Annotated in this window: 14 protein-coding genes; 8 read left to right on the top strand and 6 right to left on the bottom strand. The window is 43.2% G+C overall.

Translation table 11 applies throughout. The features are described 5' to 3' along the window. Positions 1-6 precede the first annotated feature (6 nt). Complete coding sequence (locus tag ORI89_RS06270; RefSeq protein WP_268229588.1) at positions 7-3,138, top strand: efflux RND transporter permease subunit; 3,132 nt, start codon at positions 7-9, stop codon at positions 3,136-3,138. A 43-nt stretch (positions 3,139-3,181) separates the two neighbouring features. Continuing rightward, complete coding sequence (locus ORI89_RS06265) at positions 3,182-4,567, top strand: efflux transporter outer membrane subunit (protein WP_268229587.1); 1,386 nt, start codon at positions 3,182-3,184, stop codon at positions 4,565-4,567. Between the two features lie 74 nt (positions 4,568-4,641). Here the strand turns inward: ORI89_RS06265 and ORI89_RS06260 are convergent, their stop codons facing one another. From ORI89_RS06260 to ORI89_RS06235, 6 genes are all read right to left on the bottom strand, one after another. After that, positions 4,642-4,821: a hypothetical protein gene (locus ORI89_RS06260; RefSeq protein ID WP_268229586.1), complete on the bottom strand. Its 180-nt coding sequence runs from the start codon at positions 4,819-4,821 to the stop codon at positions 4,642-4,644. Next, positions 4,818-5,108, bottom strand: coding sequence for a type II toxin-antitoxin system RelE/ParE family toxin (locus ORI89_RS06255; protein WP_268229585.1), 291 nt, complete (start codon positions 5,106-5,108; stop codon positions 4,818-4,820). The genes ORI89_RS06260 and ORI89_RS06255 overlap by 4 nt, the downstream gene beginning before the upstream one ends. A gap of 14 nt (positions 5,109-5,122) precedes the next feature. Further along, a complete protein-coding gene (locus ORI89_RS06250) occupies positions 5,123-5,335 on the bottom strand; it encodes a DUF2683 family protein (protein WP_268229584.1) in 213 nt (70 codons plus the stop codon). Between the two features lie 157 nt (positions 5,336-5,492). Beyond that, a complete protein-coding gene (locus ORI89_RS06245) occupies positions 5,493-6,059 on the bottom strand; it encodes a hypothetical protein (protein ID WP_268229583.1) in 567 nt (188 codons plus the stop codon). 18 nt (positions 6,060-6,077) lie between these two features. Continuing rightward, positions 6,078-7,148 (bottom strand): hypothetical protein, encoded by a 1,071-nt coding sequence (locus ORI89_RS06240; protein ID WP_268229582.1) that lies wholly within the window; start codon positions 7,146-7,148, stop codon positions 6,078-6,080. A gap of 132 nt (positions 7,149-7,280) precedes the next feature. Further along, positions 7,281-9,041 (bottom strand): hypothetical protein, encoded by a 1,761-nt coding sequence (locus ORI89_RS06235; RefSeq protein WP_268229581.1) that lies wholly within the window; start codon positions 9,039-9,041, stop codon positions 7,281-7,283. 402 nt (positions 9,042-9,443) lie between these two features. Between ORI89_RS06235 and ORI89_RS06230 the strand changes: the two genes are divergently transcribed. The 6 genes from ORI89_RS06230 (at position 9,444) to ORI89_RS06205 (ending at position 19,853) form a co-directional block, all read left to right on the top strand. Then, positions 9,444-10,013 (top strand): RNA polymerase sigma factor, encoded by a 570-nt coding sequence (locus tag ORI89_RS06230; RefSeq protein ID WP_268229580.1) that lies wholly within the window; start codon positions 9,444-9,446, stop codon positions 10,011-10,013. A 162-nt stretch (positions 10,014-10,175) separates the two neighbouring features. After that, on the top strand, positions 10,176-11,414 hold the full coding sequence (locus ORI89_RS06225) for a FecR family protein (protein ID WP_268229579.1): 1,239 nt from the start codon (positions 10,176-10,178) through the stop codon (positions 11,412-11,414). 188 nt (positions 11,415-11,602) lie between these two features. After that, positions 11,603-14,890 carry a SusC/RagA family TonB-linked outer membrane protein gene (locus ORI89_RS06220; RefSeq protein ID WP_268229578.1) on the top strand — a complete coding sequence of 1,096 codons (3,288 nt, stop codon included), beginning with the start codon at positions 11,603-11,605 and terminating at the stop codon, positions 14,888-14,890. Between the two features lie 7 nt (positions 14,891-14,897). Next, on the top strand, positions 14,898-16,541 hold the full coding sequence (locus ORI89_RS06215; RefSeq protein WP_268229577.1) for a RagB/SusD family nutrient uptake outer membrane protein: 1,644 nt from the start codon (positions 14,898-14,900) through the stop codon (positions 16,539-16,541). 37 nt (positions 16,542-16,578) lie between these two features. Beyond that, positions 16,579-19,290 carry a GH116 family glycosyl hydrolase gene (locus ORI89_RS06210; protein ID WP_268229576.1) on the top strand — a complete coding sequence of 904 codons (2,712 nt, stop codon included), beginning with the start codon at positions 16,579-16,581 and terminating at the stop codon, positions 19,288-19,290. Then, positions 19,281-19,853, top strand: a complete 573-nt coding sequence (locus ORI89_RS06205) for an RbsD/FucU domain-containing protein (RefSeq protein WP_268229575.1) — start codon at positions 19,281-19,283, stop codon at positions 19,851-19,853. Before ORI89_RS06210 ends, ORI89_RS06205 begins: the two co-directional genes overlap by 10 nt. The last annotated feature ends 26 nt before the right edge of the window (positions 19,854-19,879 follow it).

Below are 19,879 nucleotides of genomic sequence, written 5' to 3'. Positions count from 1 at the left end.
TGTGTTATGCTAAAAATATTTATCGAAAACCCTGTTTTATCCACTGTTATATCTATCATCATTGTGATACTTGGGGTGTTGGGTTTATTATCACTTCCGATTACACAATATCCGGAAATTGCACCGCCAACTGTTCAGGTAGTAGCCAACTATCAGGGGGCAAATTCAGAAACGGTAATGAAAAGTGTTATTATCCCGTTGGAGGAAGAAATAAATGGCGTAGAGAAAATGGTCTATATGAGTTCGAAAGCAAGTAATGATGGTTCTGCTGTCATTACAATTGTATTTGAACAAGGAGCAGATGCCGATATGGCTGCTGTGAATGTACAGAACAGAGTCAATCAGGCAGTGAGCCAATTGCCAGAGGAAGTTATCAAATATGGAATCACCACCACCAAACGGCTAAGTAGTGAAATATTTAGTTTTATGTACTACAGTGAAGATGACCGGTATGATCAGGCTTTTCTGGAAAACTATATACGGATCAACGTTCTGCCGAAATTGAAACGAATCGATGGCGTGGGAGACGCCTCTATTTCCGGAGGAAAAGAATACAGTATGCGGATCTGGCTTAAACCCAATGAAATGGTGGCTTACGGCCTTACGCCTACGCATATAATGCAAGCACTCTCCGAGCAGAATGTGGAAGCCGCACCCGGAAAGATAGGAGAAAATAGCAATCAAACATTTCAATACTCGCTTAAATATACAGGTAGGCTCGAAACAGAAAAAGAATTTGGAGATATTGTTATTCGCTCTACCGGAGAGGGGCAGTTCCTTCGTTTAAGAGATGTGGCCGATATTGAGTTAGGAGCCTATTCGCACGCTACTTCCATCACAGCATATGGAAAAACAGGGACTTACGTTGCGATCAACCAAACGGCAGGTTCCAATGCACACAATATCATTAAAGAATGTGAACAAATTCTTAAGGAAGCCGAATCGGACTTGCCGGCGGGTACTAAATTTGTGCAGTATGCCAATTCTAATGATTTCTTATTGGCATCTATTAATAAATTAATTTCCACACTAATAGAAGCCTTTGTTCTGGTTTTCATCGTTGTATTATTGTTCTTGCAGGATTGGCGCTCAACATTGATTCCCGCAATAGCCGTTCCGGTAGCATTGATAGGTACATTTTTCTTTTTGAACCTCTTTGGTTTCACCATTAATCTTCTGACCCTTTTTGCGTTGGTGCTTTCTATCGGTATTGTGGTCGATGATGCGATTATTGTTGTAGAAGCCGTACACGCCAAACTGCACGAGGGTGCTAAATCAGCCAAACAAGCCACGATAAGTGCCATGCACGAACTGACAACGGCTATTATTTCGATTACCCTTGTTATGTCGGCAGTTTTTATTCCGGTAACCTTTATTGACGGTTCTGTCGGTATTTTTTATAGAGAATTCGGAATAACACTGGCAGTAGCCATATTAATTTCAGCAGTAAATGCGCTAACGCTGAGCCCCGCACTTTGTGCGATATTGTTAAAGCCCTCCAAAGAAAATCAGGAACAAGAAAAAGGATTTACATCACGTTTTAAAACAGCTTTTAATCAGGGGTTTAACAAAATAACGGATCGTTATCTCGGTGCGTTACGTTTCTTGAATAGATATAAATGGATTTCATTAGGAAGTGTAGTCGCATTTGGTACATTATTCTATTATCTCGTAAAAAACACGCAAACAGGTTTTGTGCCTAACGAAGACAGCTCTTCGATATACGCCAATATTATTTTAAATCCTTCTACCTCTTTAGAAGAAACGGAAAGAATTACCGATATGGTAGATAGCCTGGCAATGACCATTCCCGAAGTGGAATATTCATCACGTTTGGCAGGAATGGACTTTTTCAGCGGAAACGGGAGTTCGTATGCGGTGGTTTTTATTAAGTTAAAACATTGGGATCAACGTCCTGACAAAGAACAGGAAATCCAGCATGTTGTGCAGAAGCTATTTGCAAAAGCAGCCTTTATAAAAGATGCCCATATCGTTTTTTTTGCCGGTCCTACATTGCAGGGATTTGGAAGTAATACCGGATTTGAGGTGCAACTACAGGACAGAACCAATGGTGCCTATGATGCTTTTGAAAAAGTAATGGGAAATTTTCTTGGTGCATTAAACCAACGTCCGGAAATTATGTATGCCACTTCTTCATTTAATACCAATTTCCCGCAATACGAAGTCAGTATAAATGTAGAAAAAGCAAAAGAAGCCAATGTATCGGTAACCGAAATACTAACAACCTTACAGGGATATCTCGGAGGAATATACGCTACCAATTTCAACAGATTTGGAAAACAATACAAGGTAATGATACAGGCTGCTCCTTCATTCCGACAAAACAGACAGGCCATAGAACAACTCTATGTGAAAAATAGTGAGGGAGAAATGGCACCTATTATTAGCTTTATTGACTTGAAAAAAGTGTATGGACCTGAATTTCTCACCCGATTTAATTTATTTAATTCGGCCTATGTAAACGGAGCCCCCAACGCCGGTTACAGTTCCGGAGATGCTATTCAGGCCATAGAAGAGGTGGCAGAACAAACACTGCCGAAAGGTTACGGATTTGAATACGCAGGACTTACACGGGAAGAAAGCCTGAGCGGCAACCAGACGGTTATCATATTTTTACTGTCTCTGCTGTTCGTTTACTTCCTGCTTAGTGCCCAGTTCAAAAGTTACATTCTCCCGTTTGCGGTATTGTTTTCTCTTCCGATAGGTTTATCAGGAGCCTTTCTGTTTGCACGTATGTTTGGTATTGAAAACAATATTTTCCTACAAATCAGTTTGATTATGCTGATAGGGCTCTTAGCTAAAAATGCGATTCTGATAGTCGAGTTTGCATTTCAATACAGAAAATCAGGAGCATCTATTATAGAGGCTGCTTTAGAAGGAGCAAAAGTGCGTTTAAGACCAATCCTGATGACCTCTTTTGCTTTCATTTTTGGTCTTTTACCATTAATGCTGGCTACAGGAGCAGGTGCTTTAAGTAATAAATCCATCGGGACAGCCGCAGTAGGCGGTATGTTAATCGGCACCATAGTCGGCGTATTGGTAATCCCTTCGCTGTATATTCTTTTCCAATATTTACACGAACGGATTTCAGGGAAAGCGTATACGATAGAAAATTAGAATCTGGAAGAATTCTTTTTGTAAAATTTAATTCAATCAAACAATGAAGTTACATTTTAAATATACAGTTGCTTTAGCTCTCATAAGTTTGTTATCATCTTGTATGACAAGCAAAAATTATATAAATGCAACACATATTGATGAGTCTTTGTACCGTACGGATGAGGCGCAGGACACGCTCAATATGGCTGATATATCCTGGCAGGAGTTCTTTAATGATGAACAATTAAGAGAATTGATAGATACAGGCCTGAAGAACAATCATGATTTAAAAATAGAGTTAGAAAGAATTTATAAAGCACAATCTCTTTTAGCGCAGTCTAAAGAGGCGTTTTTCCCTCAGTTGTCTATTGACGGAGGAGTAAAGCAGTCGCGGATGGCTTACCCGCAGAGTTTTGGATTCGTAGAAAATGCCACCATGTATGAGGCCGGATTGAGAACTTCTTGGGAATTGGATCTATGGGGCAAATTAAAAAACGGGAAAAAGGCAGCGGTTTACAAATTACTCCAGGAAGAATCAATGCAACAAGTAGTTCAAACGGAATTGATCGCAAAAATTGCAGATTATTATTACCAATTGCTGACATTGGATGAACAAGTTAGTATACTTGAAACGACCATAGAAATCCGTAAGGAAGAAGCCGAAACGATGAAAAAACTTAAAGAGGCAAACATCGTTACGGCCGCCGCCGTTGCCCAAAGTGAAGCTGGGTATCTTGAAGCTAAAAACCTGCTTCCTACTGTACAGAGACAAATACACTCCATAGAAAACGCATTGAATGTACTGCTGGGACAGTCTCCTGAAACCATCAACCGAAATACATTCAAAATCGAACCCTTATTTCCGGATGTACACATCGGAATTCCTGTACAGTTATTGCGGAACAGACCTGATGTGAGGGCAACTGAATTTGAATTGGCATCATATTTTGAAAAAATTAATATGGCAAGAAAAGCGTTTTATCCTTCTTTGACTATTAATGCTTCAAGTGGTTTTACTAATTTTGGTATAAGCAATTGGTTTACTCCGTCAGGTTTTTTCGCAAACGTTGGGGGGGGATTATTACAGCCGGTGTTTTCTAAACGGTTGAATAAAACCCAGCTTGAACTGGCAAAATCGGAGTATAGAGAGAAAGAACTGAATTTCAAAAAAACATTATTAATTGCCGGTCAGGAAGTTTCAGATGCACTGTTTAATTATAACTCAGCATCTGAACAGGAAAAGCAACGGTTAACCCAATTGATTAAATTACAGGAAGCATTAGAATATACTCAAAAATTGCTTTTATATCATAGTTCAACTAATTATACAGATGTTTTGACAGCCAGACAGGCATTACTATCAGCACAAATACAAATGACGAATGATCGCCTATTAAAGTATCAGTCCCTGATTTATTTGTACAGGGCATTAGGTGGTGGAGTATAGAGTAAGAAAAATTAATAGAACAATTATTCGTTTTTGTTGATTTTTACCATTCTTAGCAAAAAACATGCACATGCTTAATCCACAAATTTTAGCTCGCCAAAGAATAGAGTCTTTTTCCCGATCATCGTATAATTGTCATCATACTCGGGGTCGTACATATAAATATAGAGGCTGGTTTCTATATCTTTTAGCGCTACTTCTTGCTGGGCCGTGATGTCGTACAGTTTTTTTGGTAAGATGAATGTGTGATTCATAGCCAAAATGGCTCTTGACGACTGTCGACAATATACAGCAATGTTAGCTGACCTTCGCCAACAGCATAAAAAAGTGAACTTAGTTTTTTGATCGGAGCAACGCGTACTTCTCTATCAAAGGAACTTGCTTTGTACATATTAGGAAAAGAGGCAATTAATTGAATTGTTTTCTCCGTTTCTTTAACAAAATCACGTACAACCTTATCACCCCAATTTTCGTGTATGAACTCTACCAACGCTTTAAATGTGTCCTCGAAAGTGTCGGTATATTGAACTTTCAGCGCCATAACAGCTATAGAAATTAACCATTATTTAAAATAGTGTCCAGACCTTTGTAATCTTTGACACGGCCTAGCTTTAAATCTTTCTGGGCCTTACGGACACCTGCAGTGACATGGTCTGGAAAAGTAGGTTGATCACTTACTTCGTCATACCTTACGCCCAAAGCATCCAATACAGCTTTTATAGCTTGTTCGGATTTTTCATTGTCTAGATGTATTGTTAATGTCGTCATAAGCATACATTCTTAATAAATTCTAAGATACGGCTTTCTACCAATAATCGCAAAAACCGTAGGATTTACGCCAAGTCTATTTAACAAATTGTTGAGGCAAATGAAGCTAATTTACTCCCGTGAGAACAGCTTTTCTTAGCAAAAAATATGCACATGCTTAATCCACAAATTTTAGCTCGCCAAAGAATAGAGTCTTTTTCCCGATCATCGTATAATTGTCATCATACTCGGGGTCGTACATATAAATATAGAGGCTGGTTTCTATATCTTTTAGCGCTACTTCTTGCTGGGCCGTGATGTCGTACAGTTTTGTAATGGTGCGGGTGCCGGTCCATTTTTCAGGTGTCCCTATCGGATTTCTATCAAAACGGTGGTCGTTTTCGTTTGTATAGTACCAGTAAGAAGGGGCGGTTTCCATGAGGTACAACTCTTGGTTTTGATTATATAACACTTCTGCCATTCCCGTATTTTGAAACCAGGGCTCATCGGGTTCTAAAAAATCAACCGCTTCTCCAAAATGATTTTCGTCCGTCGTTACGCCCAACAAAAAGCCTTCGATCTGATCGGCCTGTATCTCGAACTGAAACGTCGATTTTTTAAGCACGTAGACATCGTCTACAGATTTTACGGCTTTGCCATTTTGTTTTACCACGACTTTTAAAGTCTGGGCCATCGTCATCAAGCTACCCAACGAAAGGAGCAATAATAGGAATGTTTTTTTCATGATAATAATCTGTAAACCTTAGTTAAACAAGGTGGGTTTTAGTTGGATTTTGATATACGACAGTTTTTGTTTTTTTCCATTTTCCGGAGCCGAATTCGTAGGGTATACTTCTGCATAAAATGTGTCGTGGTTTATCCAAAAGCCTTTGGTATCATCCGAAAATTTGAAATTTGTAAAATTAACGTACAACTGATTGATCTGCTTTTTTTCCTCTGGCAGGTATTGAGCGACTAAAAAATCTACGCCTACATCATTATTATTGCTAATGGCAGAAACTCTGTTGATGGAGGGGATAATATGAGGATAGCCTGCGGTAAATAAATCCATCGAGAATTCTGCTTCAGGATTATAGAAAACATGATAAGAGTTGTTGAGATCCAGGTTATCCTCTTTAAAAATCTCTAAATTCAAAAAATCAGAACGCCCAATATATTGATAGGATAATACCCCATCTTCGGTTTCTAAATTTTCATGTTGTTGAATCTTTTGCTCTTGTCCGTCTTTGCTGTATATCCAGTCGTTATCCTTCAGCTTTACATGCGGATTTTTTGAAAACACTTCTTCTGTTTTCGATGGAAGGGCTGCACGGTATTCATCGGCCGTTACTTCTTCTATGGTGCCATATGGAGCAAACGATTTGTTATCCAAATCAGGCCTGTCCATATAGGTGCTACTTCTGATTTCGTAAAGATTTATTCCCTTTAATGTCAGGTCAGATGAGGCCGTAAACTCCGATTTTAGCACGAAGGCTTCGATGCTATTGGATAAATTGTTTGCTATGCTGTAGTGTATCGAGTAGAAATCATCAAACTCTTTGAAGCCATAGTAATTGTCCAGTTTATGATAAGGTATCTTTACAAAAGCTGAATCTTGATGAGGAGCCAAATAAAACCGCACAGTATCTAACTGGGTATGCAATTGAAAAGGCACTTCCTGTACATTATCTACCCCTTTTACCTTTTTAAAATCGGCAAGGCTTATGGGGTGTTTTGTAGGTTGGTTTTCGTTTTTTGTTTGCTGAGCACCCGTGTTACACCCCACAAAAGTAAGAGTGAAAAATAATAATAAAAGCCCAATCCAATTTTTCATCCGTTTATCTATTAACGATTATATATAATCTGGCAACGAAGGTATTTATATTGAAATAAATGACCAAGGAAACCAGAAAATATGTTGCAAAATTGGCTGAAATCAGGGATATAAAAACACCTTTATGAGCTACTATTGTTTCTTACTTTCTATAATACACTCGGCCAGTATGATGGCTTTGAGTGCCGAGGGCTGAGCCGTGATATCAGCGATGAGCTCTGAAAATTTGTCGCAGTAAGGAGCCATTTTTTTCATGGTGTTTTTTAGTTGTCGGCAGAATTTCTTGAAGTCATCACCAAAGTGATGAAAGCGCTGTAGGTCATAAAAAGCCAGGTTTTCTTCCGTTTCGTGCAATAAATACTGCTGGTCTTCCCGCTCTAAGCGAAGGGAAGTGATCAACCAGCGCAGCCTATCGTCATTTAGCTTGGAAATATATTCAGGGTCAAGGGCAATGCTTTCAGACTCTATCAATAAAAGGGTCAGTAGGTCATTACGCTGATAGGCATTGTCCAGTTCACGTACAATATCGCTTCGCACTATTTCGCCGTTCTTGCCTAGTTCAAGTGTATCGCTGTAGTGGTCCATCAACGTTTCGTAAAGCTGGGAAACCTCTTTGGGTTTTTCTTTGTCGGTTTGTCTTTTTATTTCTTCTAGACTTTTCAAACCAAAGACCTCACGGAGATGTTCCAGGAAAAGCTCCTGAGCCGCTGGCATACCATCGGCGGGGATTGAATCAGACAGTTTGGTGGGCGGCGACGATGGAAGGAGTAGCGACAAGAAGTCTTTGAAAGCATCGTGCTCGATACGGGTATAAGTGTGTCGCTTGCCAGATAACTTTTCATAAAAGTCAAGGTCTTTTCTTGTGGGTTTGCGCATGTTAAAGGATGTTAGGCAGGCACTCAAGATAGCTTGTTTTAAGAATTTCCTCTCTTTGTTAGCGAGCCCTTTATCTTTTTTGTGCCAAGTTGAAAGAATACGGGCTGCCCGCATATAATCTGCTCCTAGTTTTTCGAAGGTATGTTTGCGGATAGCGTCGCCTATTTTTTTTAGTTCAAAATGAAGTTCTTGCTCCTGCTTTAACTTTTGACTTAGGCTTTGTGTTTCAGCCAGTAGGCTGTTAACTTCTTCCAGTAGTCCGGCACGGTCAATATCTTCTAAGTCGGATAATATTTCCTGCTCACTTAGAGAAGCTTGGTACAGCCGATAGCTGTTTTTTTTGGGCTGTTCATCATCCATATCGGGCCTAGGCTCTACCTGTACTTTTTCGCCAATGCATCGTAGGAAAAGGCAGTCGCAAAGGTGATGAAAACGATCTATGGAGATGCTCATGGTATCAAGCTCGTGGAGCATGTCCAAGATAAAATCGTCCAATTCTTTGGACCCACTGAATACATAGTGGTCAAGAGGGCTGCTTTTTTCGCCCAGCGATTGGTCGATGATGTCCATCACGGTCGTTCTATCGGCTAGATGGGAAAGACATTCCGGGCGATAATACAGCTCCAGAACGGCATACTCCTCTGGCCATATGCGGTTTTCGGTAATGCGGTCTCCCTGCCAGAAAATGCGGTTGTCTAAGAACCCGAGGCGTAAAGGTTTTTTCTCTTCTTGATAGCCGAGAGTGGATTTCCTGCCTATACTTAGGCGTAGGCAGACGACGGGTTCGGAGGGGGCGTTGATGAACGTTACAGGCTGGCTAACCTGATATTGCCTGTAGCAGAGCAGCCGGCCGATGCCCGTAATAACCAGTGATTTGGACTGCCAGCTCTTTCCGCCACCGTTTATTCTGCCGAGGTGAACGCTGCCATCGGGATCGGGCTCTGGAAAATTAAAAGTAATAGGAGGGCCTTCTCTCCCTTTCTGGTTGTGGTAAATTGATAATAGGGTATTTCTCATAACTTTGGAATATAAGTAGGGTTATATATTCTATTGCTCCTTAAAGCTAACCAATATAAAAGCGAAACCGAAATATTTACCCGATAAAAGCCTATAAACAAGGCTGTAACGCTTTAATCACAGTTGTGACCCTAACCGATTGTCACATAAGTTGCTCGTAATCTAGTGTTTATTGGGTTTATGTAGTGTGAGTGGAGGGGGGGGATTAGCCTGCGATATATCGCTTAGCCTCGATCTATATAACGACAAACGTGGGTTACTTTGATATCGGCAATTGAACAGAAAAGGAAAGTATTTGGCGGCGGCTAGTCGAGCTAAGCTATTTTCAATATATTTTTTAACTTTGACTGTGATTGAAAAAAACTAACTTAGGGGCTTACGTATCAATATTAGGCAAGACGAATGCAAATCGATAGTTATTTTGAAGACTTTAAGCGGGGAGAAGAGTTTGCCCTCGACCATTATATTCAAAAATATATTCAAAAGTTATCGTTCTTTGCCCTGAAGCTGACCAAAAATCAGGAAGCCTCGGAAGAAATAGTATGCGACACATTCTTTAAGTTATGGCAAGACCGCAGTAAGATAGAAACAGACTCCCATTTGTATAGCTTCTTATTTCGGGTAACGAAGAACGCTTGCCTAAACCACCTGCAAAAAAATAAAAATTTACCTGTTTTTGAAAGCGGCTATGAGAGCTTCGAATATGCCGACGACCAGGACATTCAGTATAATATTATTTATGCGGAGTTTATTGAGATGCTTTACAAAGAGCTGGACAAACTGCCCGAACAGCAGAAACGTGTGTTTAAGATGAGCTACTTGGAAGGATGCAGCACCGCGGAAATCTGCGAGGCCCTGAACACAACAACAAGCACGGTGTTTTACGCAAAATCAAAAGCATTACAATCGCTACGGAAGACATTCAAAGGCCGTGACTTTTTCCTGTACCTGGTGTTTACCTGGTTGTTTTAATTCCTCTATTTTTATTTTTCCAAATGGATCAACCTATAAAACTGCTTGATGATGCTGTTTTCTGGGTTGATAATGAGTGCGTTAATTTGTTTGTTAAATTAATGTGTCTTTTTTACTAAGGTATGAATGGAAAAAATGTATAACTAGATAAAGACCGACGTTATGTATGATCTACAGAATATTGCAAGTTTAATAAAAGAATATGCGGAAGGTAAACTGTCTTTGGAAAAAGAACAGGAGCTTTCTTCATGGCTGGATGCAGACCCTAAGAACCGAGTCTTTTTTGAGGATGTGTTGCATAAGCAAGATTGGAAGGTCGATGTGACGATTTTTCATGAGGCCAATTACAAAACAGACACGGCAGATAATGTTAGCAGGTTGACGGCTGCCGTGAAGGAACGTATTGTGGAAAACGGCGGTTCGTTTGCAGCGCAAAAGAAAAGGTCAGGAGGGGCACGTATCTGGTATTATGCGGCGGCAGTAGCGGCGGTATTGCTGTTTGTGGGGGTTAATTATTTAAGCCAGCGCTCGGCTGCTGTAGAAATATACGATGTGGCACGGTATCCCGAAATAGCGCAGGTTGCGCCGGGCGTAAATAGTGGTATTTTAAAAATGACAGACGGGCGGGTGATTCCGCTCAAAGAAGGGAGCAAAGCGCTGCAGATTGCAGATGGTATTCGCTATGAAAACGGCGAGCAGCTGTTGACGACCGCAGAATGGTCGGCTTTTAAAAAACTGCCCAATGCAAGCCTGACCTTGGAAGTGCCGGCAAAAAGTTATTACGAGATACTTTTAGCAGATGGCACACGGGTGTGGGTGAATGCGGGCTCTAAGCTGATGTTTCCGGCAGAGTTTGCAGCAGGCAGCCGAGAGCTAGAGCTTCTAGGCGAAGGCTATTTTGAGGTAGCAGCGCGGAAACAGGGTGGACAGTCTGTACCGTTCCTGGTGCGCAGTGGTGCGCAGCTACTGGAAGTTTTGGGGACGAAGTTTAATATTTCGGCCTATCCGGAAGCAGCAGGAATTAAGACGACCCTCGTAGAGGGACGGGTGGCAGTATCGGCCAAAGATAAAGACGCCGTGCACCTGACGGCAGGCAAGCAAAGCCTGTATAATGAGAAGGGCTTTAGGGTGAAGGAGGTGGACGTGGAGCAAGCCATAGCCTGGAAAAATGGCTTCTTCCAGTTTGACGGCCTAGAAGCGGGCGAGGCTTTCGAGCAGCTCGCACGTTGGTATGATATCACGGTAAGCTACGAAGGGAAGCATCTGAACGTGCCTTTTTATGGGATCATCGAGCGGAATAAAAACTTAAGTGTGGTGCTGGATATTCTGCAGGCGGCCGGCTTGCGCTTTAAAATGAAGACCAATGGCGAGCAAAAAGAACTGATTGTAGTTGATAAATAGAACGATAAAAACCTAAAGATGAAAGGAGGATAGGAAAAAAGTAAAAACGTAAACCTAAAAGTTATGCTATTTATCAAAGAGTTATTGAGCAGTGCTACGAACACCGCTCAATGATGGATGAAGGCATGAAAGGCGTTGATAACGCTAGCTAATTAAACTAAATCATAACCATCAAACATTACAAAGATATGTTTTATAAATCATTTGTAGAGTGGCATAAACGCTTCTTTACAAAAAGAATCCTATTGTCCATGAAGTTGACAGTTATTTTACTGGTTGCCTCTGTTTTTCAAACAATAGCTGTAGCAAAGGCGCAGAAAATTAGCGTAGTAGCCACGAGGCAGCCCCTGAAGACGGTAATGAAATCTATACAGAAGCAGGAGGGCTATTCGTTTTTCTTTACAGGGACGAATACGGCCAATATACCCGTTTCGGTAAAATTGAAGAACGCAAACCTAGAAGAGGCTATGCAGGCGATTTTGAAAGATAAAAACCTGACCTGGTCTGTGAAAGATAATACGATTGTTATAGCAGAAGCAAACAGAAATATAAGAACGGCAGAAAGCGAAGTTGGTGTACAGAACGCTGTGTCTGGCCGTATTATTGATGAAAACGGTAGGCCGGTAAGAGGGGTGACCGTGCATGCCCGAGCGACTGACGTGCGGACGCAGACGGATGAAAATGGGCGTTTTTCGTTTACGAATGTGCCCTTGGAGAGCGATTTGTCCATTACTTCTTTGGGCTACGAAGCACAGCTGTTTACTTGGAACGGGCAGAAGGATATAACGATTACTTTGGCGGCTTCTAAGATTGATATTGCAGAGATTGTGGTGGGCTATGGAACGCAAAAACGCAGCAATGTGACAGGGGCTATCGGGACAGTAGATGTAGAGAAGTCTTTAAAGTCAAGAGCCGTGACCAACGTGCAGGAACTGTTGGCAGGTACGGTAGCAGGATTGAATGTAAGCAAGGGCAGTGGCGCAGTGGGCAGTGGCGCTTCACTGAATATACGCGGTACCTCTACGATAGGAGGAAGTTCGGGTGTGCTAGTGCTGATTGACGGTGTACCCGGTAATATAAATACATTAAACCCCAATGATATTGAGAGTATTTCTACTTTAAAAGATGCAGCTTCAGCTTCCATATATGGGTCAAGAGCGGCAAATGGAGTGATTTTGGTGACAACCAAAAGCGGACAGGTTATCGATAAATTAACCGTCGAGGTGAATAGCTCGGTGGGGGTGCAGTCGCCGCAGTTTATGATCGACTTTGTGGGCGCGGAGGATTTTATGAAGCTGTGGGATAGAGCGCTACTGAACGATGGGAAAGAGGCGCTGTATGGCGAAGCGGGCTTACAGGCTTTGAAAGACGGGAAGTATGCCGATGTCAAATGGTATGAGGAGATTTACAAGAAGAATACATTGATCAATAATAATTACCTGGCGCTTTCCGGCAATTCGGAAAAAGTAAGGTATAGGTTTTCAGCTTCGCACGATTATCAGGGAGGAACACTCCCAAACAATAATTATAACCGGGTGATTTTTAAACCCGATATGCTTTTCAAAATAGCAGATAATTTTGATGCACGCGCCAATATCCAATATACCGAAACCTATATCAATGCACCGCAGGGCGGAACGGAAATATGGCAGACGCAAGCAACACGGGTAGCGCCTACGAGTTTTATACGAAATACGCTTGGGCAGTACGGCATGGGGTCGTCCATTGCAGGCAACCCCATAGCCGGCGTGTACGAGTCGGGCTTTAATAAGCAGAAGTATAAAGAGCTGATGGCGATATTCGAATTGAGCTATAGGCCGATCGAGGGAATGGAGATTAAAGGTAATTTCTCGAGGTATACGTACGATAATTGGTCGAAAAATAGGGTGAGCACCTACCAATTGTATGATGAGCAGGGGAATGTGGCGTCGGTGGAGAATAGGGTGACTTCCTTGACAGAGGGCGTAGATAACAGCTATAGGAATATGTTTCAGCTAACGGCAGATTATGCGAAAAGCTTTGGCTTGCATAATTTTAAGTTGCTAGGTGGTTTTTCGCAGGAATACTTTAAGACGACGGATTTTTCGGCCTTTCGGGATAACTTGCCTTTCGATGATATACATGTGTTGAATAGTGGTGGCCAAACAAATATGCAGGCTTCTGGTAAAGGCAGTGAGGTGGCTATACAATCGTTGTTTTCGCGCTTTAACTACGACTATGAAGGGAAATATTTATTTCAGGCCAATGTGCGGGCTGATGGGTCTTCGCGTTTTGCGCCCGGACACCGTTGGGGCGTGTTCCCCTCGTTTTCAGCAGGCTGGAATATACACCAGGAGGATTTCTTTTCCACCGACTGGTTGTCGAGTTTGAAACTGAGAGGGTCGTGGGGGATATTGGGCGATGCTGAAAAGGTGGGCTATTATGCGACGGCTGCGGTGTTATCCTATAATTCGGCGATGTATGGTTTTAACGGGGCAGTGGTGCCGGGTGCATGGAATAATGTCGCTATAAATCCACGGATCAGTTGGGAGCGGTCGGAGCAGTCGAACTTTGGTTTGGATATGGGGCTGCTTAATAAACTGAACCTGACGGTGGATTATTTTATCAATAAACGTAGCCAGATTTTGTATGCACCGCCTGTGCCGGCAGAGTTTGGCTTAGGTGGGCCGTATAATAATTTATTGCGGATGAAGAGTTACGGGCTGGAGGCTATGGTGTCGTATGCAGATAGAAAAGGCGACTGGCGCTGGGGTGTGGATATGAATACTTCCTTTGCAAGAAATAAGGTGGAAGACCTAGCAGGAACAGGCCCTTGGATTCAGGATAATACGTATACAGCTGAAGGGGGCCGGTATAATTTGGCTTACGGTTATGAGGCGATGGGGCTGTTTCAGACGGAAGAGGAAATTAAAAATGCAGCATCGCAGGGCGCGAATATTGTACCTGGAAATATACGCTATAAGGATCAGAACGAAGATGGTGTCATCAACGGAGCAGACCGGGTAATACTGCGCGATAAGCCAAGTATACGCGTGGGCATGAACATCAATTTAGGCTGGAAAAACTTGGATGCATCGGCCAATTTTTATGGCTTACTGCAAAATGCAAGGTATATATCGGGCTATGAAGGCTGGGCATTTTTCCTTACACAGAATGCACGCCCGATGCATATCGATAACTGGACACCCGAAAACCCGAACGCAACGTACCCACGGTTGAGCTTGCAGAATACGTCAAACGATACGCAGTATTCGAGCTATTGGTTGCGCAGCGCTAATTACTTTAAAATACAGAACGTGCAGGTAGGCTATACGTTTCCGCAGGAGCTGGTAGAAAAGTATAAACTTAGCGGTTTACGCTTGTTCTTATCGGCACAGAACCTCGCAACGCTAACAAATTACGAAGGTTTTGACCCAGAGGGCGGGTATTATCCTTTGGCGAGGACCTTTTCGTTTGGTGTAAACCTTAAATTTTAATGATATCATGAAGATCAATTATATATTAAAAGCAGCATTAGCAACTTCTATTGCTTTTACAACGCTATCCTGCGAGAGTTTCCTGGATAGAGACCCGCTGTCGGAGGCTTCGGAAGGAACATTTTGGAAAACAGAAAATGATGCATTGGTAGGCTTAAATGCAGTATACACGGTGCTGCCCGGAGAACGGGATTTCTGGAAAGATTCGCATAGCGACAATTCAGTGATGACCAATGCATGGGGGGAGAAAGGGCTGGGCTATATCAGTATGGGCAATCATAATGCCGCTACAGAATACCTGGAAGAAGAATGGAAATATGACGATATACGTAAATGTCTTTACTACCTAGAGCGTTTGACGGAGATGAGCTTTGATGAAAATAAGAAAAACAGATTTGAAGCAGAAGCACGTTTTATATTGGCCATGAAGTACTTCAGAATGGTGCAGCATTTTGGAGACATCCCCCTGATTAAAGAAAAACCGCTGAGCTTGGAGGAAAGTGCTTTACCACGTTCGCCAAAGTCAGCAGTGCTGGAGTATGCTTTAGAGAATGTGGAGTTTGCAGTGGGGCGTCTGCCTGACCGCTATACAGGAGCTGATTTAGGACGCGTGAATAAAGCAGCAGCTTATATGCTGAAAGCAAATATATTGCTGTATAAAGCAAGTATGAGCCAGTTTCATGAAGGCCAGGCTGCTAACGATCTTTGGAAAGAAGCTTATGAAGCTGCGGCTAAGGTGATGGGCATGGGCTATGACTTAGTGGATGATTATGCAGCTGTGTTTAAGCAGGAGAATAATTTAAATACAACAGAGGTGATTTTGGCCCGACAGTATGTGGAAGATAAGATTACGCATATGCTGCCGGTATTGGCATCGCCATCGGGTACAGGCATTACAGGTTCGGGCTGGGCGAGTTTCTGCCCGACAAGGGAGCTGATAGATTCGTACCTGTGTACGGATGGAGAAAGTATACAGAATTCGGCCAAGTATGACCCGACAAAGCCTTGGGAAAATAGGGATGAACGTTTGAAGAAGACTTTTATGCTGCCTGGAGAGCCAGTGTTACGCCCCAATGGCACGCATACGGCCTACCAGCCGCACCCCAGCTACAATATGCCCGAAAAGATTAATAGTGAGGGAGGCGGAATAACGGGCTATATGTATCTGAAGTTTAATGAACCCGAATATAGTAAGCCTTCCAGTGGTTTTGCCAATTGGCCGATTTACCGTTATGCGGAGACCTTGCTGCTTGTGGCAGAAGCTCTGAATGAGTATAAACCGGGCGATCCGCAGATTAAAGAGGCGGTCGATAAGATCAGAAAAAGGGCCGGACTGGTGCCGGTGAAGGCAGCCGAGCTGGCGGACCAAGCGGTTATGAGGAAGCTTATCCGCGAGGAACGCAGGCATGAGTTTGTGGCAGAGCACAAGCGTTACTTTGATATTTTGAGATGGAAGATTGCAGAAGACGTATTGAGCGTACCAGCAGAGGGAATAAACAGCAACCCAAATGATAAGGTGGGCGATTGGAGCAAGCCCCGATATTTGGCGCAGGAACGCATATTTGATGCAGCGAAGCATTACAAATGGCCGGTGCCGCAAAGTGCAATTGATAAGAATAAGAATTTACTACCACAGAATACAGGCTGGTAGACAAAGGACGAGTATAATAGAGAAGTAAATGAAAGATATGAACAGAAGAAATTTTTTGAAGAATTCCAGTCTGGTTGGTCTGGGGGTGTTAGCGGCGCAGTTTCCGGCTTGGTCACGAAGTGTATTTGCTTGGCAACAACCGGTACATAATATCCCGGCCGAAAAGCAGATCGATCCACAGTGGCTATCTTCCCTGTATGAACGGGGCGAAAAAATAAGCTATACGAAGTCTAAAAACGAATTGAAGTATATCGGGATGCCGGTAGGTGGGCTGCATACAGGAACAGTGTATATTGGAGGCGATGGAAGGCTGTGGCTGTGGCAGGTATATAATGATGCTTACGACGGGGCAAAGGAAGGGATTGAGACGAAGCTTGTGCAATGGAATAACGGGAAAGAGCTTGTGCCCGTGCGCCCGAGAGATGGCGCAGCGTATATAGAGCCCGCGATTGCCGACAATCTGAGGGTGCTCGAACAGGGCTTTGCAATTTCGGTGGAGCAAGGTGGCAAACAATTGGTGAAGGAGCTGCGCGAGAACCATTGGGACGAGATTATATTTGAACCATCTTACCCGACTTGTACAGTGACTTATCGCAGTAACGATTTTCCGGTAGATGTAGTGCTGACAGCTTTCTCGCCATTTATTCCTTTAGATGTGGAGAATTCATCTTTGCCTTTGGCTTCTTTGCACCTGGATGTTAAAAACAAAACAGGTAAAGCGCTCGATGTGGTGATTAGCGGTTGGATGGAAAATGGGGTGTTTAAGAATAGAAAGAACTTTTCTAAAGTACGTAAAGTGGCTTCTGCACAGCCTGTGGACGGTGGACAGACTATTTTCTTTGCTTGTGATGAGGTGCCTAGCGAGGAGCTGAAAGCAGGAGATTACGGAACGATGGCTATTTATTGTAACGACAAAGACGCGGTAGCGGTAGCTGCGGTGCAGTCATGGCCTATAGCACCGAGTGCTTTGCTACAGTCTATTGCAAAGAATGAAGTGAGCTTTGATGATTTGCAGGTGGGAAGTTTGAGCCTAAAGAGAAGTATACCTGCAGGTGGAAGTACCAGCGTGTCGTATGCGGTAAGCTGGCATTTTAATAATCCGCACCCTAAATTGCAGGAAAAGCTGAAAGATGCACAGGAGGGGTATTGTTATGGTAAGCAGTATAAGGATGCGCTGGCAGTGGCTGCGTATTATGCCCAGCATAGCGAGCGCTTGAATGGGAATACTTTAGCTTGGGCAGCAACTTGGAACGACTCGACCTTGCCACATTGGTTTTTGGACCGCACGTTTGTGAATATCGGAACATTGGCGACGGCCAATACCATGCGCTTTGGTTCGGGACGCTTTTGGGGCTGGGAAGGGGTAGGGGCATGTGCCGGAACCTGTACGCATGTGTGGCAATATGGGCAGGCTATGGGGCGTATATTTCCCGACTTAGAGCGTAACCTACGGGAGACAACAGACTTGGGTGTGGGCTTTAGGCCCGAAACGGGCGGGATTATCTTTCGCGCTGAATACGAAAGCAGGCCCGCTATCGACGGACAGGCCGGTGTGGTGCTGCGTTTCTACCGGGATCATCAGATGTCGAAAGATAACGCTTTCTTGAAGAAAAACTGGGCAAATCTTAAAAAGGCTATACAGTTTATCATCGATCAGGATAAGAATGGAGACGGCATGACGGATACACCTATGGAGAATACTTTGGATGCGGTATGGGAAGGGGAGATTGCCTGGATTGTAGGTTTAACCTTGGCCGCTATACGCGCAGGCGAGTACATGGCGGAAGAGGTGGAAGATACCGAGTTTCAGAAACGTTGTGCCAATTATGTGAAGTTGGGTACGGCGAATATGGATAAGGAGTTGTTTAATGGTGAATATTATATTCACAGACCGAATAAGGAGTTTGGACGTAAAAAACTGGGCTCTTACAATACCTGCCATATCGATCAGGTATATGGTCAGGCCTGGACTTTTCAGCTGGGGATGCCACGTATTAACGATAAGGAAAAGACTTTGTCGGCTTTAAAGGCTCTCTGGAAGTATAATTTTACGATGGATGTAGGACCGTATATTAAAACCCACCTGAATGGAAGACCGTATGCGCTTCCAGGAGAGGGAGGGATGGTGATGAATACAAACCCGAAAGATGAACAGAAACCTTACGGCGAAAATGAAACTTGGCAATTGGGCTATTTCCATGAGTGTATGAGTGGTTTTGAACATCAGGTGGCCGCACACATGATGGCCGAGGGGATGATTGATGAGAGTTTGATCCTGACAAGGGCTATTCACGATCGTTACCATGCCGCAAAGCGAAATCCCTTTAATGAAATAGAATGTAGCGATCACTACGCAAGGGCTATGGCGAGCTACGGTACTTTTATCAATGCCTGCGGTTATGAATACCACGGCCCAAAGAAGTATTTGGCTTTTTCTCCGAAATTGTCGGCCAATAATTTTAAGGCGGCTTACACAACGGCAGAGGCGTGGGGTTCGTACGAGCAACAGATAGCGGGCAGTACGGCTGATTATAATTTATCAGTAGGTTATGGCGACCTGCAGCTACAGACCTTCGGTATCGGAAAAGTAGCTGGCAAGAAGGTTGGAAAGGCACAGCTCGCTGCATTGGTGAACGGTAAGTCTGTGGGCATATCGGCTGTGAACGAGGAGGGAGATAAGGTTGTTGTTGCTTTTAAGGAGCCGCTAAGATTGCAAAAAGGAGATAATTTGAAGCTGGTATGGGCATAAGAAGAGTCTTAAGTTTTGCATTGCTAGGCGCCATGTTAAGTGCGGCAGTGAGCTGCCAGGAGCCTGCAGGAGGTGCTGCAGAGGATAGGCAGTTGAAAACATGGAAAGAGGAGCTGCGTGAGCAGCTCCCTTTAATGGGGCATAGAAACTGGATATTGGTGGTGGATAAAGCATTCCCCATGCAGACAGCTCCGGGGATGGAGTATATCTATGTGGATGAACCCCTGACAAAGGTGTTGGAGCAGGTGATGGATGAGGTGCATAAAGAAACACATATCAAACCCATCGTGTACAACGATAAGGAGCTTTCCTTTATTGAGGAAGCAGATAGCCCGGGTATAAACGATTACCGCAAACACTTGGATGGGGTGCTGAAAGGGATGAATGTACAGACTCTGGCACATGATAGTGTTTTTAAACAACTGGATGATGCGTCGAAGTTGTTTAAAGTGCTGGTCATTAAAACCAATGAAACGTTAGCTTATAGTTCTGTTTTTGTGGAGCTGGATTGCAAGTATTGGGATGGAGAAAAAGAAAGTAAGCTTAGAAAAGCGATGCCCTGATATCGCTATTTAGTGAAGTGGCTAGA

The organism is Sphingobacterium sp. UT-1RO-CII-1, from assembly GCF_026711005.1.
Classification (GTDB): domain Bacteria; phylum Bacteroidota; class Bacteroidia; order Sphingobacteriales; family Sphingobacteriaceae; genus Sphingobacterium.
The sequence above is the reverse complement of the archived record's forward strand: the minus strand, read 5'-3'. Positions and strand labels throughout refer to the sequence as shown.

Coding starts and splice junctions, on each gene's coding strand:
- ORI89_RS06270 (WP_268229588.1), top strand. CDS start 7: ATGCTAAAAATATTTATCGAAAACCCTGTTTTATCCACTGTTATATCT.
- ORI89_RS06265 (WP_268229587.1), top strand. CDS start 3,182: ATGAAGTTACATTTTAAATATACAGTTGCTTTAGCTCTCATAAGTTTG.
- ORI89_RS06260 (WP_268229586.1), bottom strand. CDS start 4,821: ATGAATCACACATTCATCTTACCAAAAAAACTGTACGACATCACGGCC.
- ORI89_RS06255 (WP_268229585.1), bottom strand. CDS start 5,108: ATGGCGCTGAAAGTTCAATATACCGACACTTTCGAGGACACATTTAAA.
- ORI89_RS06250 (WP_268229584.1), bottom strand. CDS start 5,335: ATGACGACATTAACAATACATCTAGACAATGAAAAATCCGAACAAGCT.
- ORI89_RS06245 (WP_268229583.1), bottom strand. CDS start 6,059: ATGAAAAAAACATTCCTATTATTGCTCCTTTCGTTGGGTAGCTTGATG.
- ORI89_RS06240 (WP_268229582.1), bottom strand. CDS start 7,148: ATGAAAAATTGGATTGGGCTTTTATTATTATTTTTCACTCTTACTTTT.
- ORI89_RS06235 (WP_268229581.1), bottom strand. CDS start 9,041: ATGAGAAATACCCTATTATCAATTTACCACAACCAGAAAGGGAGAGAA.
- ORI89_RS06230 (WP_268229580.1), top strand. CDS start 9,444: ATGCAAATCGATAGTTATTTTGAAGACTTTAAGCGGGGAGAAGAGTTT.
- ORI89_RS06225 (WP_268229579.1), top strand. CDS start 10,176: ATGTATGATCTACAGAATATTGCAAGTTTAATAAAAGAATATGCGGAA.
- ORI89_RS06220 (WP_268229578.1), top strand. CDS start 11,603: ATGTTTTATAAATCATTTGTAGAGTGGCATAAACGCTTCTTTACAAAA.
- ORI89_RS06215 (WP_268229577.1), top strand. CDS start 14,898: ATGAAGATCAATTATATATTAAAAGCAGCATTAGCAACTTCTATTGCT.
- ORI89_RS06210 (WP_268229576.1), top strand. CDS start 16,579: ATGAACAGAAGAAATTTTTTGAAGAATTCCAGTCTGGTTGGTCTGGGG.
- ORI89_RS06205 (WP_268229575.1), top strand. CDS start 19,281: ATGGGCATAAGAAGAGTCTTAAGTTTTGCATTGCTAGGCGCCATGTTA.